Below are 14,130 nucleotides of genomic sequence, written 5' to 3' on the forward strand. Positions count from 1 at the left end.
ATGGCAAAAGGGTTAACAAGTGGCAGCAACGGATTCGCAAACCTGTCACGCCTTTTGTACCAAAAGCCGCGCCAGGTTTGCGATCCGCTGTGCCAGGCGTTAACTGCATGAAGTACCTGATCTTACTCTTGTTGATGATTAGCGGAACACCTATGGCAAACACATTCGTTGAGAGCTGCCATCCTGAGTCTGCGCGCTGTGCGATTCTAGAGGACAATGGAAGCAGTGCCTGGCTCTACCTTACTCCAGCCGGTGGTGAAGGCATTGAACAAGATGCGTTTGCCTATTCGCCGGTTGCGCCCCGTGAGGAATTAAATAGGGCAGCAATAGAAGCCGGCAATCCACCTATTCTCACACGTAAATACGCTTCATCGAGGGCGGTTCTCGAATCCCCCGAGGAGCATAGCTTTCAATTTGTTTGGTCTAGCGATGGCGAATCGGTAGCCCTGCTGTGCAACGGCGATCCGATAGCTATGGTGGTTTCAGGGTACGACAAAGGATTTTCCGTTGCTCTGGTAAGCGAAAGCGGCTTTGGGCAAGCATGGGACCAGAGCGTCTATGAAGCAGTTTTCGAGTAAGCAGTTAACAAGGCAATCAAATTCGTTCCGGCCTTCGGCCTCCACCGGACGCCCTTGTCAGGGCGCCGTTTATTGCTGGCGTTATGCGCTGATTGAGCTCTACAGGAGATATTTGGTAGTACGATGGGCAGTTTAATAATTTTGTCAGAAATAGAAAAACAAAGTGATTCCGAGTCTGAGCTTTTATTTCAGATTCCGATTGGTTTTTTAGATCCAAATCATCCTAATATTTCAATCGAAGTTAGAAAGCAAATTCTACGTGATAGATACCATAATCAACTTATACAGGATGGATTGGAGACTGGAAACTTCACGATGAACGGAGACGGTTCTGTGAATTTCAGAACAAATCTTCCTTATCATTCTTTTTCAGGATTCATTTTTGAAGCTTTAGCAGTCCGAATATTTAATGATAGTTGGCGCACAATTGGTAGGCGGGCATTCGAGTGGTGTACAAAACGAGAACGAACTAAAAACGATTATTTAGAACAGTTTAAGGCCATTGGAACGGGCTTTGTATCCACGCGACAATCATATCCATCTTTGTATAGCTTTCAGCATAGATTTGATATTCAATTTATAAGGCGGAACCCAAAGGATGGAGTTTATGAATCGGCAACTGTCTTGGGCACCACTAGAGATGCAGGGGTTCAAATAAAGGCGATAACTGGTAATGAAAAAGCTGAGATTATTGAACCGTTGATTTCAGGTAAATATAGTCATGTAGTTAGCTTTTTAAGGCATGACACCGGAATTCATAGTGTAGAGGTGTGCTACAACATCATTCGGCAAATGTATAAAAATCATGAAATTGATCTAAGCCAAAAGGATCAACTCGAAGATTCCATAAAAAGCCCAGAAATGCTTGGGGAAGATCAAAGAAATGTAGATGATTATTACAACTATATAAAAATGTGGTACCAAGGGCATGCACAGCCTGATTCAATCATATACGAAGGTGTTGGCTTGGAAGTAAAAGGTTTTAAATACTCCAATGGTATTCTTGTTCCTGATCTATAAGTTTGCTGTGCGCATAACAAGGCGCTGCAAGGGACAAAACTACGCTACGCTAATTTGTGGTTCGCTACGCTCACATTACCACAAATTAGCTCCACTACGTTTTGCCCCTGAGCGCGGCGTTAAATGTATATGATCGATCACGATAAATTCCGTGCCTTGGTCAAGCAGCTCTATGCAACGGTCAATGAGTTGGAAGCCATGTTCCCGGGGAGGCACTTTACCCCGGATGGTCATATGGTTGGCAGTTTGGGTGAATGCCTCGTAGCTGACGCATATAATTTAGAGTTGAAGACAGCGTCCAACAAAGGTTCTGACGCTGTCACCGAAACCGGCTTAGAAGTTGAGATCAAGGCTACGCAATCCAACTCCGTTGCGTTTCGGAGTCAGCCGCAACATACGATCATCATCAAGATCCTGCGTGATGGCACATTCGAGGAAATCTATAACGGGCCAGGATGTCTTGTTTGGGAGCAGTTCAAAGGAAAAAGGCTACCGAGTAATGGGCAGTTCCAAGTCTCGCTCAACAAGCTCCGGCAACTCAATCAACAAGTGGCCGAATCGGACCGTGTGCCTAGAGCCATTTAACAGGTCGCATCAGTACGCGGCCGGTCGCCACCGCACGAACCTAGCGGGTCGCCGCAGTGCTTCGTTTTAGCTCTTCGAAGGATAAGTGTGTGCAAGCTTTCGTGCTAAGAATCGCCCCCAGCGAAATCGACAGGGTCCCCGAGGCGTTAGAAAACAATCAATTGATAATCGGTTGGGCTGATGCGGAAGGCCTTTTGGATGACCAGCTGGACTGGGCCGCTTTCCGCCAGGTCGTTCGGGATAGCTACTATCGAGATGACAAGACCTTGCACCGCGCAGGAGCGGCGGCAGGTCATATGTGGCGATTCATTCGGGAAATGGCACGGGGTGATTTGGTTGTCGTTCCCTATGGGTCTAATTTCTATGTTGCTGAAGTGGCAGGCGATGCAATTTATCTTCCAGAGAAATCGAGCGAGGATTCAGCATATCGCAGGCCTGTAAATTGGCTCAACGCCAAACAGCCAATCCCCAGGGCGTATGCGAAGTCGGCATTGATCTCTCGCATGAAGGTTCAGGGTACATCTGCTTCCGCAACCGATCTCTTGGATGAAATTCGAGAGTGCCTGGAAGTAGCTTCTTCCGGGGCCACACCCAGCTTTCATTCTGATTTTCAATCCAGCCTCGTTGAACGAGCACTCAATGAGCTCCGCCATGGCAGAATCGACAGTTTTGGGTTCGAGAATCTGATCAAAAATCTGTTTCGTAGTCTGGGGGCCAAAGAGGCGAGAGTGGTTCCGCGTAATCAAGACAAGGGGGCGGATGTCGTAGCTACTTTTCTGGTTGCGGAGACGTTCCCTTTGATAGTTGCTGTCCAGGCTAAGCATTGGCAACCTGAACCTCCAGTAGACCGGCATGTCATTGATCAGCTCGTCTCAGGAATGGAGGCTGAAGCGGCGGATCTTGGGATGGTGATTACTACCGGTACCTACTCTGACGACGCCAGTCGTGCCGCTAAGGAGTACCTGGAAAACGCCGGTATGAAAATAGAACTCGTGGATGGGGAGCAGTTTGCCAAGATGATCATTGAGCATGGTATTGGAGAGAGCTGATACCGCGCTCGTTCTGACGCAAGCCACGACCGGCGGTTGTGCACCTCAGTCTGCCAGCCATTTTCTCTCGACTCTCCACAGGAGCGCACCATGACCAGCCATGAGTTCTCCCAGGTAAACGTATTTTCCGCTGATCCGCTTGGCGGTAATCCGCTGGCGGTGGTGCATGGGGCCGATGGCATGACGGATGAGCAGATGGCGGCCCTGGCGCGTTGGACCAATCTGTCGGAGACGGTGTTCCTGCTCCGGCCAACGGAGCCGGGGGCGGATTATTGGGTGCGCATCTTTACTCCCGGTGGGGAGCTGCCTTTCGCTGGGCACCCTACTCTGGGCTCATGCCATGCCTGGTTGCGTGCCGGCGGGCGGCCGCGGCAGGCTGGCCGGGTGGTGCAGCAGTGCGCCGTGGGGCTGGTCACCATCCGCCAGGCCGGTCAGCGCTACGAGTTTGCTGCGCCACCGCTGCGTCGCACGGGGCCGCTGGACCCGGACGATCTGGACCGGATCACCGCTGCCCTGGGCATAGCGCCGGAGGAGGTGCTGCATCACCAGTGGGTGGACAATGGCCCGGGCTGGTGTGCGCTGATGCTGCCGTCCGCTGAGCGTGTACTGGCGCTGAAGCCCGACTGGCCGGCGCTGGTTCCCTATTTTGTCGGCGTGGTCGGTGCCAGTCCCGAGGGCAGTGACACGGCTGTGGAGGTGCGAGCGTTCATGGGCAGTGAGGGCGCCGAGGACCCGGTGACCGGGAGCCTGAATGCCAGTCTGGCGCAGTGGATGATAGGCGCGGGGCTGGTCGAGTCGTCCTATGTCGCTTCTCAGGGGACAGCCATGCAACGCGCCGGGCGCATCCATCTGCATCAGGACGGGGAGGGCATATGGGTCGGTGGCGAGGTGGTGGATGTCATCGACGGGACGATCCAGCTCTGAATACGCCGGTAGTGATCTTTAACGTGGCTGAAAGCCCGTGCCTGAGGTACAAAGGAACACTCTCCGTATTGGCGAGCCGCGGGAGAGTGCCGATCTGCTGTGGATCAGGCCATCAAGAAGACAACAACAAGGAGTGGACATGGATGCACATTTGATTCTCTGGCCGGTTTTCGCCCAGATCCTGCTGACGCTGCTGATGTATCTGGTGCTGGCCGCGCGCAAGGCCAAGGCGATCAGGGACAAGGCGGTTGACCGGCAGCAGGTGGCGCTGGACAACAGGTTGTGGCCGGAGGATACCGTCAAGGTATCCAACAACATCGCCAACCAGTTCGAGGCGCCGGTGCTGTTCTATGCCCTGTGTCTGGCATTTCTGGGGCTCAATGCGGTGTCCGCCGTGGCGCTGTTTCTGGCGAGCCTGTTCGTGCTCAGCCGGTATCTCCACGCCTGGGTCCATACGCACTCCAACCATGTACCGACACGGCTGCGGCTGTTTCTGGTGGGCTACCTGATCCTGCTGGTGATGCTCGGTGTGCTGGGCTGGGAGCTGGCGATACGCTGAGGCCTGTTCCCTTCTCGCAGCAGGCAGTAAGAAGCCCTCGTCAGCGTTGGCTGGCGGGGGCTTTTTAACGACTGGAGATCAGCGGGCCAGTTCGGCCTCGATGGCTTCCAGCAGGCGGGGATCGTCGGCGGTTACATCCGGAGAGAACCGGGCGACGACCTCTCCCTGGCGGTTGATCAGAAACTTCTCGAAATTCCACAGCACATCCTTCGGATCAGCGGGCTGGATACCGAAGCCCTTGAGGCGCTCGCGGAAGGGGCCTTCGCCGATGGCCTGCGGCCGGGCGGCGGTCAGCTCTGCATACAGTGGATGCTGGTCCTCACCCAGGACCGAAATCTTCGAGTACAGCGGAAACTGCACGTTGTACTCAGTGGAGCAGAAACTCTGGATCTCCTCGTCACTGCCCGGCTCCTGACCCTTGAAGTTGTTGGCGGGAAAGCCCAGTACTTCCAGGCCCTGGTCCCGCTTGCTTTCGTACAGGGCTTCCAGCCCGGTGTACTGGGGCGTCAGCCCGCATTTGGAGGCGACGTTGACGATCAGGAGCACCTTGCCGCTGTGGCTGGCCAGACTGTCCGGGGTGCCATCAATGCGTGTCAGCGGGATCTCTTGTAGCTTGCTCACGGTATGCCCTCAAGGTGGTGGGGTAGAGCTGGCACGTTAGCAGATGGATGCAGTTCAGCAACAGCAGGGACTGAGAGCGAGGAAAATGGTGCGTACCGTCGGTGTCATGTTTACACATCACAGCGGCTGATATCACCCAAAAGGGTGATGCTATCACCTTGGCATCGGTCGCTCGCGCTACCTATTATCTTCCTGTTACGCATGACAAAAATAATATGGCGTCAGGAGAATAATAATGTCCGGAGTGAAGAGAGCGGTTTCCCTCGGTACGGTTATCAGTGCCCTCATTCTCAGTGGTTGTCTGAGCGGTGGAGGAGGCGGAGGCAACAGCAAGCCCGCTCCTGCACCATCCGAGCCTTTGACCGAGCAGCAGAAGCGCATTCAGGATGGGTTCTTTGTAATAGACGAGAGCCAGCTGCCATTTGATGCACTGGGTGATGCCTATGCCGGTACCAGCCGCTGGCACGGCGTGCTGAATGGGGCCGGTTACCGCGTCGAGGTCCCCGAGAACTGGAATGGCATGCTGGTCATGTACGCCCACGGCTATCGCGGTGAGGTTCCGGATCTGACCGTGGACAACCCGCCGATGCGCCAGTATCTGCTGGATAACGGCTATGCCTGGGCCGCCTCGTCCTACAGCTCCAACTTCTACGATGTACGCACCGGCGTCGAGGATACCAACGCCCTTGCCCTGGCGTTCAATGACATTGCCGAGCAGAACGGCCGTTCTCTGCCCGAGCCCGACAAGATCTACATCACCGGTGTCTCCATGGGTGGCCACATTGCCGGCGCCGCCATCGAGCGCGAGACCCAGCAGACCGCCAACAACTTCGTGCCCTATGCTGGCGCAGCTCCCATGTGCGGCGTGATGGGTGATACCGAACTGTTCAACTACTTCGGTGCCTACAGCCTGGCACTGTTCGAGTTCGCCGGTGTGGGCGCTGATGCCTTCCCGATCCCGGCGGATGAGGTGCCCGGCAAGCTGGAGGCGGCCCGCGAGGCGCTGTGGGTCGATTACGATGCCAACCCCAACGCAAACGGCCTGACTGCTGCTGGCGCTCCCTTCTATGCCACGCTGCAGAACCTGTCCGGTGGCCCGCGGCCGATCTACCCGCTGTCCTTCGGTGGCTTCCAGGGGCTGCTCCAGAGCCTGGCCGGCGACAATGGCACCATCAAGGGCATTCTGAACGAGCCGGTGATCGATACCACGGGTATCACCTACCGCTTCCAGACCCTGCCCGGCGAGCCCCTGTCCTCTGCTGAACAGGGTTTCAACAACACCATTGTTCAGGCCGTGCCGGCTGCGGACGCCAACGCTCTTCGTGATGACGGTCTGCGGCTGATTCCCAAGGTCAACGGGGATCTGTATGCCGACATTCCGGTGGTCACCGTGCATACCCTCGGCGACCTGTTCGTACCGATCAAGATGCAGCAGATCTATCGTCAGCGGATGGAAGAGAACGGCTGGGGCGACAACCTGGTGCAACGGGCGGTACGCGCTCCCAGTCACTGTGACTTCTCCATTGCCGAGTTCAACTCGACCCTGGATGCCATGCTGACCTGGGAACAGGACGGCGTGAAGCCGGCGGGCGATGATCTGCTGGATGCCGAGCTGATGGCCGATCCCGCTTTCGGTTGCACCTTCACCCAGGACGGTTTCCCGCAGGAGGGCGTGCGCGCCTTCATGCCGGCTTGTCCTGAGGTCTGATCATAGCAGTCCTCCTTTGCGGTGCGCCCTTGCGGCGCACCGGTTTTTTCCCTCCCTCCTATCCTCTGGAATGCCGGCTCCCCGCCGCGCTGACGCGCGCGAGCAGCAGTCCGACCAGAATGCCCGCTGCCATCAGTTGCCCCAGGGCTGTGACTACACTGATCTCGCTGCCGCCATTACGCAGGTTGAGTAACAGACAGAGTGCCGTACTCAGCACGCCCAGCAGGCGGAACAGCCACTGGCGGTGGCGGCTGGGTGAGCGACCGAAGAGATCGCGGTGGTGCCGGGCCATGGCCAGGCTGAAACACAGCATGGCCGCCACCGCCGTGACAAACGCCAGTATGCTCATACGGTTACCTCCGATTCTCCGCATTCTGTCTTTCGGGCCGCCGGCACAGGCTGGCGCGGCCGGCATCTCGCCATGGCCACGGCCAGCAATACACCGGAGATAAGCAGGGTCAGATCGACCAGTGCCAGTTCGGGCGCAGTGCCAAAGGTCACCAGCAGGTGGCTGTAGGGAGCAGTGAGGAAATTCACCAGGGGCAGGCCCAGGGCCAGGGCGGCCATCATGCCGAGCAGCGCTCTGGCTCTGGCCAGTGGGCGACGGGAGGTCGCAAGGGTAGCGAGGGTAACCGCGAGCCAGGCCAGCACGAAACTCCAGGCCTCGACACTGGCGCGGTGTTCGAGCTCTGCGGGAATCAGGCGGTTGGCCCAGAGCAGAACCAGGGACGCCACCGGCAACCCGAAGAACACGGCGGTATTGAGGGCCTGCACCAGGTGCAGTCCGGGTGTCTGCCGTGCGGCGCGCTTGCGCAGCCAGACGGTGTTGCCCGCCACCAGCATCATGCAGCCGGCCAGACCGAGCACGCCGTACAACAGCCGGATCAGGGAGCCGCCGAACTGGGCCATGTGCAGCCCCACCATCCAGATATAGCCGCGGTAGGCGGGGGGCGTCTGCTGCTGGTGCAGCAGCTCACCGGTGAAGGCGTCGTAACTCAGGGTGTCCTGGGGCGAGCCGATGCGCGACGGGTCGCGGCGGCGGATGCTGACCACCGACGAGGCATCCGCCGGGTGCTCGACAATGATCCAGCCGGTATCGGTGCTCTGCCACTGCTGCTGCGCGGCGGTAACCAGCTGGTCCAGTGGCACAGGGGTGCCGGCCGGCCGGTCCAGTTCGTTGCGGTGATAGCCGCCCTGAACCTCGTGATAGAAGGCCAGCGGATCGCTGTTGTAGGCGACCATGCCGCCGGCCGGCATGTAGGCGGCGACGAAGATCGCGACGCCGGTATAGGCCAGCACCAGATGAAAGGGCAGGCCGACCACTCCGAACAGGTTGTGCGCATCCAGCCAGGCCCGCTGCCCTTGGGCGCGGGGCCGCAGGGTGAAGAAGTCCTTGAAGATGCGCCGGTGAATGATGACGCCCGAGATCAGGGCCGCGAGCATGAAGACGCCGGCCAGGCCGACGATGTACATGCCGATCTGCCCAGCGTGCAGGTTGTAATGCAGGGTGAAGAAGAAGTCACCGCCCAGGGTTTCCGGCAGGGCCGCGCCGGTGACCGGATCGAACACGGCGCGGCCGCGCTGCCCGCTGCCGTCCTCCTCCCATCCCAGTTGCCAGAAGGGCGTGCGCTCGGTTGGCGGGTGTATCCAGTAGGCGTGCAGCGGCGCGCTGACGTTGTCCGCCAGCCAGTCGCTGATCTGCTGTGCACTGGCGCTGGCGGGGCCGGATGAACCATGCAGGGCAGGGCGCATCCAGTGCTCCAGTTCCTTGTCGAAGCAGGCCAGGGTCCCGGTGAAGATCACCACGAACAACAGCCAGCTCGGCAACAGGCCGCCCCAGGTGTGCAGGGTGGTCATGCTCTGACGCAGCTTCATGGGCGCATTCTCCAGTCGGTGGGCAGCCAGGCGGCCAGGCAGAGTGCGCCAGCCAGCGCCACAAGCACCACCCAGACACGCAGTGGCCGGCGTGCGGCAAAGCTGTAGACGGCGGCACCGACCCAGACCGCAAAGCACAGCAGGCTGGCGACAACCACCCGGTCCGGTCGCGGCAGCGGCAGGTAGACGCTGAGAAAGGCGGTAGCGCCGAAGGCCAGCAGATACCCGGCGATCAGCGCGGCAAGGCCGCGGCTGATCAGCTCGGCGAGGGGCGAGGCGGCCAGGCGCCGCCAGTGTTGCGCCGCCATCAGAACTGGTAGCTCAGGGTGCCGACCAGGGTCCGGCGGCTGCCGAGGAAGCAGTCACCCCTGGCCAGACAGGTGGTGTAGTAGCGCTCATCCTCCAGGTTGGTGGCATTGAGCGCCAGGCCCCAGTTGTTGCGGTTGTAGCCGACCATGGCGTCGAACAGGGTGGTCGACGGGGTCTTCAGCTCATCCATGCCATCCCAGCTGGCGCCGACATAGCGAACCCCGGCGCCGGCGGTGAAGCCGGGGATGCCGAACAGGGCAAAGCGATGCTGGCTCCACAGCGAGGCCATGTGCTCCGGTACGCTGGCCAGACGGTGACCCTGCTCGGCCTCCGATCCCTCCAGCACCTCGGTATCGGTGTAGGTGTAGTTGCCGATCAGGTCCCAGTTGTCGGTGACCGAGGCCAGCGCTTCCAGTTCCAGGCCACGGGAGCGGGTCTCGCCGGCCTGCAGGGTATTGATCGGGTTGTCCGGGTCGGCCATGCGCCGGTTCTGTTCACGCAGGTCGAACACTGCGGCGGTATAGAGGCTGCGGCTGCCCGGCGGTTGATACTTGATGCCCAGCTCCCACTGCTTGCCCTCCAGCGGGATGTACGGCTGGTTGGTGACCGGGTTGAGCCCGATCACCGGCTGGAAGGACTCGCTGTAGCTGATATAGGGCGCCAGGCCGTTGTCCAGCAGGTAGCTGAGACCGACATGGCCGGTCACCTCATCATCCTTCTGCCGGAGGCCGCCCTCGGTGCGGTTGTCGGCCCAGTCCTTGCGCAGGCCCAGGGTGGCCAGCCAGTTGCGGTAGCGGATCTGGTCCTGCAGGTACAGGCCGCGCTGCGCTACGGTCTGCTCCGGGTCTTCGGTGAGGCTGATGATCGAGGGATCGAAGGTGCCGTACACCGGGTTGTAGACATCCAGCGGGGTTGCCATGCCGCCGGCCTGACGTCGATTGGTCACCGCATGCTGGTAGTCGGCGCCCAGCAACAGGGTGTGTTGCAGCGGCCCGGTATCGAACAGGGCAGTGGCGTTCTGATCGGCCGTCCAGACATCCACTTCGGGTTTGGAAACGTAGTAGATGCGCTCCAGCGTACGGTTGTCCGCCGCCAGGGTCGCCGGCCAGCCGTAGATCTGCTGGTAGCTGACCTCACTCTCCTGATAACGCAGGTTCTGGCGCAGGGTCCAGACGTTGTTCAGCCGCCAGCTGAGCATGGAGGTCAGTGCCAGCTGCTCGCTGTCGTATTCATCGAATCCCGGCTCGCTCACGAACAGATCGGTATCGAAGCGCCCCAGCGGCGCGCTCAGCAGGGTGCCCCGATGGGGCAGAAACTGGGAGGTCGAGCCGCTGTCGTCGCGCTGGATATTGGCCAGCAGGGTCCACTCCAGATCGTCGCTGGGCTGCCAGGTGATCGAGGGCATCAGCACCAGTCGGTCATCATCCACGTGATCCACCTGGGTGCCACTGTCCCGGGCCACGGCGACCACGCGATACAGCCAGTTGCCGTCGCGGGTCAGGGGCCCGGTGGTATCGATGGCGACCTGCTTGCGGTTCCAGGTGCCGTACTGCAGCTGCAGCTCGGTGGCCTGCTCGGCCCGGGGGCGCTTGCTGACCATGTTCACCACGCCGGCTACCGGGCTCTGCCCATAGAGCATGGAGGCAGGGCCCTTGAGCACCTCGATGCGCTCCAGGGTGAAGGGGTCGCTGCGGGTGTTGGTGTAGTGGCCGAAGGATTGCTGCAGACCATCGAGGAAGGTGGTGGGGGAGCTGCCGCGCACCAGTGCGGAGTCGACCCGGGCGTCCAGGCCGTAGGCCTCGCTGCGGACACCGGACACATAGCGCAGAGCGTCCTGAACGGTCTGCACGCCCTGATCCTCCATGCGCTGGGCGGTCACCACGCTGATCGAGCGCGGCGTCTCGGTAATGGCCGTATCGGTCTTGGTCGCAGTGGCTGATCGGGTCGCCGTATAGCCCTTGACCGAGCCGGTGGCGGTTTCCATCTCGGTGCCTATGACCACCTCGTCGGGCAAATCGATGGGGGACTGGGCCGCGGCGGGAAGGGCAAGACAACCGGCGACGAGCAGACCGGCACCGAGGGCAAAACGAGGGCAGCGTGAAGCAGGGGGAAGTTGTTTTGACATATTCAGCAATCCTTTTGTTTTGCGGAATGCTAATGATAATGCTTCTTGATAGCAACAATTGTCTGTGCTGTTCGTCAAAAAATTACAGGCCGCTATCAAGAACAGGGCTGGGGGAGAGCCTCAGCCCTGAATACGGGAGTGTTCAGTGGAGGACGGTGACGGGATGAATTGCGGTGAGGTCGGGCAACTGATCAGAAAAGGTCAGGGGACCAGACGGTTGAAGGATACCGCCGGCACATTACAGAACCCGCCGTTGCCGGCGCATTGGGTTTTACCGGCTGAGGTGCCGTGATTGATTTCCACTGCCGTCATCAGGAGGATCAGCAGGCCCGCGGCCAGGGTGGGCAGGAATGGCCATCTGGATGTTTTCATGCGTGGCCCCTTTTTGTCAGGTTGTTATAGGCGCCGTGCCGGTGTTCGGGTTCTCCTGAAGATAGTCAGCTGTTCGCGGGCTGGCCTCGTTCAAATGAACTAGATGCTGGCCAGAGCGATGATCGGTCGCGTCAGAGCAGGTTGGCCACGCCGAAGGGGATATGCACCATCGGCAGATCTCCGGCCTCGGACTCGAGATGGCTGCGCTGGTCGTCGAAGAACATGTGCGGCTTGAGGATGCTGAGGATGCGGTCCTTTTTCATGCCGCCGAGGAAGAACACCTCGTTGGCATTGACACCCCAGTGTTCCAGGGTGGTGATGACCCGCTCGTGGGAGGGGGCGTTGCGCGCGGTGACTATGGCGGTGCGCAGCACGCGCCGGTAATCGGGATCGGTCTCCATCGCCCGGTCTTCCAGGCGCTGCAGGTGTGACAGCTTGCGGAACAGGTCGGCCAGCGGGCCGGGCGTATGGGGTATGTGCGAGCGGGAGGTTTCATGGGCGACGAAGTCCGCCAGCGAACCCTGCTTGTAGACCCGTTCCGAGGCGTCATCGGCGATCACCCCATCGAAATCGAAGGCGATGCGCAGTTCGGCATCTTCGGGGTCATCCACCACATGGCTGGGCAGCACGGTCCCGGCGGGGTAGCCGTAATCGATCGCCTGCAGCACGTCCGCCTCGTTGGCGCTGAGAAACAGTGAAGCGTTGAACGCCGGAATGTAGGCGTAGGGCGACTTGCCCTCGAGGAAGGCGGCGCGGGTGATGTTCAGCCCGTGGTGGGCGATCGAGTTGAATACCCGCTTGCCGGTGATGGCGGAGTTGCGCGACAGCAGCACCACCTCCACCGGGCTCTCGGCGGCAAACCGCTGGTTGATGCTGAGAAAACGCCGCACGAAGGGAAAGGCGACGCCCTTGTCCAGCGGGTCGTTCAGGTGCTGCTGCTGGTAGTCGCGGTAGACCTTCTCGCCCCGTTCCCGGAACACCCGGTCGGACTCGCTGAGATCGAACAGGGCGCTGGAGGCGACGGCGATCACGAGTTTCTGTTCAATGGGGTAGGACATGGCCGGCGTTCCCTGGCAACGTTGGGTGGCTATCAGCGCGAAACATTATACAGCTGCTCCGTGGCCCAGCTGCGGGCATGGAGGTAGCTGTCGTTGAGCAGGTCGATCAGCTCTTCGGAAGCCTGATCCAGACGGGCGCTTTCGTGGGCCTGCACCAGGCGCAGCAGGCGACCCAGCTCGCCCTCGCCGGTGCGGATCGCGTGCTTGATGCGGGCATCCAGCGCCAGGCTGTCGAGCAAGGTGTCACGCGGCCGGCCCAGCAGGGTGTGGATGAGCGAGAAGGTGCCCACGGTGAAGGCTTCATCCGGCGGCGCCGTGCCGAAATGCAGGGCAAGGCGCTCGCACATGGCGGCACGGGTCAGCAGCTGCGGCAGCATCAGCAGGCTGGCCGGGCCGTTGCGTGCCAGCAACAGGGTAAGGATCAGCCGTTTCAGGCGCTGCAGACCGAGGGTGGTGATGGCCCGACGGATGCTGGAAACCGGGTGGGGGCGATGGTAGGCGGCAGAGTTGACCTGCCTGAGCAGGGTGACGCAGAGCTCCGGGTCCTGCACCAGCAGGGATTCGAGCTGGCGGAAGTCCGGATTGTCCCGGTACAGATGATTGAGCAGCTGGATCTGCGCCGCCTGGTTGCTCTCGCGGCGGCGGCAGGACAACCCCTGGATCTCGGGACGGGCATAGAAGTACCCCTGGAACAGATCGAATCCGGCGGCCCGGCAGCGTTCGAAGGTCGCCATGTCCTCCACCTTCTCCGCCAGCAGCTGCACCCCGTGCTGTCTGTAGACGTCCAGACTGGCCGGGTCCTGGGGCTGGAGCATGTCCACCTTGATGATACCGGCCAGCTCCAGCAGCGGCCGGGTCTGTTCGGTCAGTACGAAGTCATCCAGGGCCAGCCGATAGCCTTGCTCGCGCAGGTGCTCCAGCCTGCGCAGCAGCTGGTTGTCCACCGTTACCGACTCCAGCACCTCGATCACCAGTTGATTACTGCAGGGCGGCAGCAGATCGGGCTCCAGCAGCCACTCGCGGGGCGCGTTGAAGAACAGCAGGCGGTCGCCGACCAGAGCCTGCAGGCCGATTTCGTAGAAAGCGGTGGAACAGGCCCGCACCGTGGCGGTCAGCCCGCAGTCGATCTGCGCATGCAGGCTGTCCGGCGCGGCGCGATACAGCATCTCGTCGGCTCGATGCTGCATTTTCGCGTCGCAGATGGGCTGCAGAGCGATGCAGTAATGGGTCGGGAGGCTGACTGATTCAGACACACGGAAGCTCTGTGCAATTATGTGTGTGCGTTATGGTGGACGTTAGTCGATATTCACACAAGTGGTGCAGGGTATAGACCTTGTAACCGATGGG

The 14,130-nt window shown here is 60.1% G+C and carries 15 protein-coding genes; 7 read left to right on the top strand and 8 right to left on the bottom strand.

Annotation, left to right across the window (positions count from 1 at the left end):
• The 6 genes from VF673_RS12725 to VF673_RS12750 form a co-directional block, all read left to right on the top strand.
• Positions 1-578, top strand: a 578-nt coding sequence (locus tag VF673_RS12725) for a hypothetical protein (protein WP_440292232.1), incomplete at its 5' end; no start/stop codon positions are given.
• A 123-nt stretch (positions 579-701) separates the two neighbouring features.
• Complete coding sequence (locus VF673_RS12730) at positions 702-1,598, top strand: hypothetical protein (RefSeq protein ID WP_440292233.1); 897 nt, start codon at positions 702-704, stop codon at positions 1,596-1,598.
• Positions 1,599-1,721: 123 nt separating this feature from the next.
• Positions 1,722-2,183, top strand: coding sequence for a DUF6998 domain-containing protein (locus tag VF673_RS12735; RefSeq protein WP_440292234.1), 462 nt, complete (start codon positions 1,722-1,724; stop codon positions 2,181-2,183).
• A gap of 89 nt (positions 2,184-2,272) precedes the next feature.
• On the top strand, positions 2,273-3,232 hold the full coding sequence (locus tag VF673_RS12740; protein ID WP_440292235.1) for a restriction endonuclease: 960 nt from the start codon (positions 2,273-2,275) through the stop codon (positions 3,230-3,232).
• Positions 3,233-3,322: 90 nt separating this feature from the next.
• Positions 3,323-4,156: a PhzF family phenazine biosynthesis protein gene (locus tag VF673_RS12745; protein ID WP_440292236.1), complete on the top strand. Its 834-nt coding sequence runs from the start codon at positions 3,323-3,325 to the stop codon at positions 4,154-4,156.
• A gap of 139 nt (positions 4,157-4,295) precedes the next feature.
• Positions 4,296-4,715, top strand: a complete 420-nt coding sequence (locus tag VF673_RS12750) for an MAPEG family protein (RefSeq protein ID WP_320330883.1) — start codon at positions 4,296-4,298, stop codon at positions 4,713-4,715.
• 78 nt (positions 4,716-4,793) lie between these two features.
• On the opposite strand, the gene VF673_RS12755 is transcribed toward VF673_RS12750, so the two are convergent.
• Positions 4,794-5,336: a glutathione peroxidase gene (locus VF673_RS12755; protein ID WP_440292237.1), complete on the bottom strand. Its 543-nt coding sequence runs from the start codon at positions 5,334-5,336 to the stop codon at positions 4,794-4,796.
• A gap of 235 nt (positions 5,337-5,571) precedes the next feature.
• On the opposite strand from VF673_RS12755, the gene VF673_RS12760 reads away from it, so the two are divergent.
• Entirely contained in the window at positions 5,572-7,044 is a 1,473-nt protein-coding gene (locus VF673_RS12760; protein WP_440292238.1) for an alpha/beta hydrolase, read from the top strand.
• Between the two features lie 58 nt (positions 7,045-7,102).
• Here VF673_RS12760 and VF673_RS12765 read toward each other — a convergent pair whose 3' ends face one another.
• The 7 genes from VF673_RS12765 to VF673_RS12795 form a co-directional block, all read right to left on the bottom strand.
• Positions 7,103-7,393: a DUF3325 domain-containing protein gene (locus tag VF673_RS12765; RefSeq protein ID WP_440292239.1), complete on the bottom strand. Its 291-nt coding sequence runs from the start codon at positions 7,391-7,393 to the stop codon at positions 7,103-7,105.
• Positions 7,390-8,919 carry a PepSY-associated TM helix domain-containing protein gene (locus VF673_RS12770; protein ID WP_440292240.1) on the bottom strand — a complete coding sequence of 510 codons (1,530 nt, stop codon included), beginning with the start codon at positions 8,917-8,919 and terminating at the stop codon, positions 7,390-7,392. Before VF673_RS12770 ends, VF673_RS12765 begins: the two co-directional genes overlap by 4 nt.
• The gene (locus tag VF673_RS12775; protein ID WP_440292241.1) at positions 8,916-9,227 is read right to left on the bottom strand and encodes a DUF3649 domain-containing protein; all 312 of its coding nucleotides are present in this window, start codon (positions 9,225-9,227) and stop codon (positions 8,916-8,918) included. The genes VF673_RS12770 and VF673_RS12775 overlap by 4 nt, the downstream gene beginning before the upstream one ends.
• Complete coding sequence (locus VF673_RS12780; protein ID WP_440292242.1) at positions 9,227-11,353, bottom strand: TonB-dependent siderophore receptor; 2,127 nt, start codon at positions 11,351-11,353, stop codon at positions 9,227-9,229. Before VF673_RS12780 ends, VF673_RS12775 begins: the two co-directional genes overlap by 1 nt.
• 201 nt (positions 11,354-11,554) lie before the next feature.
• Positions 11,555-11,725, bottom strand: coding sequence for a hypothetical protein (locus VF673_RS12785; protein ID WP_177197757.1), 171 nt, complete (start codon positions 11,723-11,725; stop codon positions 11,555-11,557).
• Positions 11,726-11,856: 131 nt separating this feature from the next.
• Positions 11,857-12,783: a 5'-nucleotidase gene (locus VF673_RS12790; protein ID WP_090536039.1), complete on the bottom strand. Its 927-nt coding sequence runs from the start codon at positions 12,781-12,783 to the stop codon at positions 11,857-11,859.
• A gap of 32 nt (positions 12,784-12,815) precedes the next feature.
• The gene (locus VF673_RS12795; protein WP_440292243.1) at positions 12,816-14,036 is read right to left on the bottom strand and encodes an EAL and HDOD domain-containing protein; all 1,221 of its coding nucleotides are present in this window, start codon (positions 14,034-14,036) and stop codon (positions 12,816-12,818) included.
• Positions 14,037-14,130 lie beyond the last annotated feature (94 nt).

The sequence above is a fragment of the Halopseudomonas sp. Lyrl_26 genome (assembly GCF_051948695.1).
Taxonomy (GTDB): Bacteria; Pseudomonadota; Gammaproteobacteria; order Pseudomonadales; family Pseudomonadaceae; genus Halopseudomonas; species Halopseudomonas formosensis.

Excerpts from the sequence above, each read along its gene's own strand:
- VF673_RS12730 (WP_440292233.1), top strand. The coding sequence starts at position 702 with ATGGGCAGTTTAATAATTTTGTCAGAAATAGAAAAACAAAGTGATTCC.
- VF673_RS12790 (WP_090536039.1), bottom strand. The coding sequence starts at position 12,783 with ATGTCCTACCCCATTGAACAGAAACTCGTGATCGCCGTCGCCTCCAGC.
- VF673_RS12770 (WP_440292240.1), bottom strand. The coding sequence starts at position 8,919 with ATGAAGCTGCGTCAGAGCATGACCACCCTGCACACCTGGGGCGGCCTG.
- VF673_RS12745 (WP_440292236.1), top strand. The coding sequence starts at position 3,323 with ATGACCAGCCATGAGTTCTCCCAGGTAAACGTATTTTCCGCTGATCCG.
- VF673_RS12775 (WP_440292241.1), bottom strand. The coding sequence starts at position 9,227 with ATGGCGGCGCAACACTGGCGGCGCCTGGCCGCCTCGCCCCTCGCCGAG.
- VF673_RS12785 (WP_177197757.1), bottom strand. The coding sequence starts at position 11,725 with ATGAAAACATCCAGATGGCCATTCCTGCCCACCCTGGCCGCGGGCCTG.
- VF673_RS12735 (WP_440292234.1), top strand. The coding sequence starts at position 1,722 with ATGTATATGATCGATCACGATAAATTCCGTGCCTTGGTCAAGCAGCTC.
- VF673_RS12750 (WP_320330883.1), top strand. The coding sequence starts at position 4,296 with ATGGATGCACATTTGATTCTCTGGCCGGTTTTCGCCCAGATCCTGCTG.
- VF673_RS12760 (WP_440292238.1), top strand. The coding sequence starts at position 5,572 with ATGTCCGGAGTGAAGAGAGCGGTTTCCCTCGGTACGGTTATCAGTGCC.
- VF673_RS12765 (WP_440292239.1), bottom strand. The coding sequence starts at position 7,393 with ATGAGCATACTGGCGTTTGTCACGGCGGTGGCGGCCATGCTGTGTTTC.
- VF673_RS12780 (WP_440292242.1), bottom strand. The coding sequence starts at position 11,353 with ATGTCAAAACAACTTCCCCCTGCTTCACGCTGCCCTCGTTTTGCCCTC.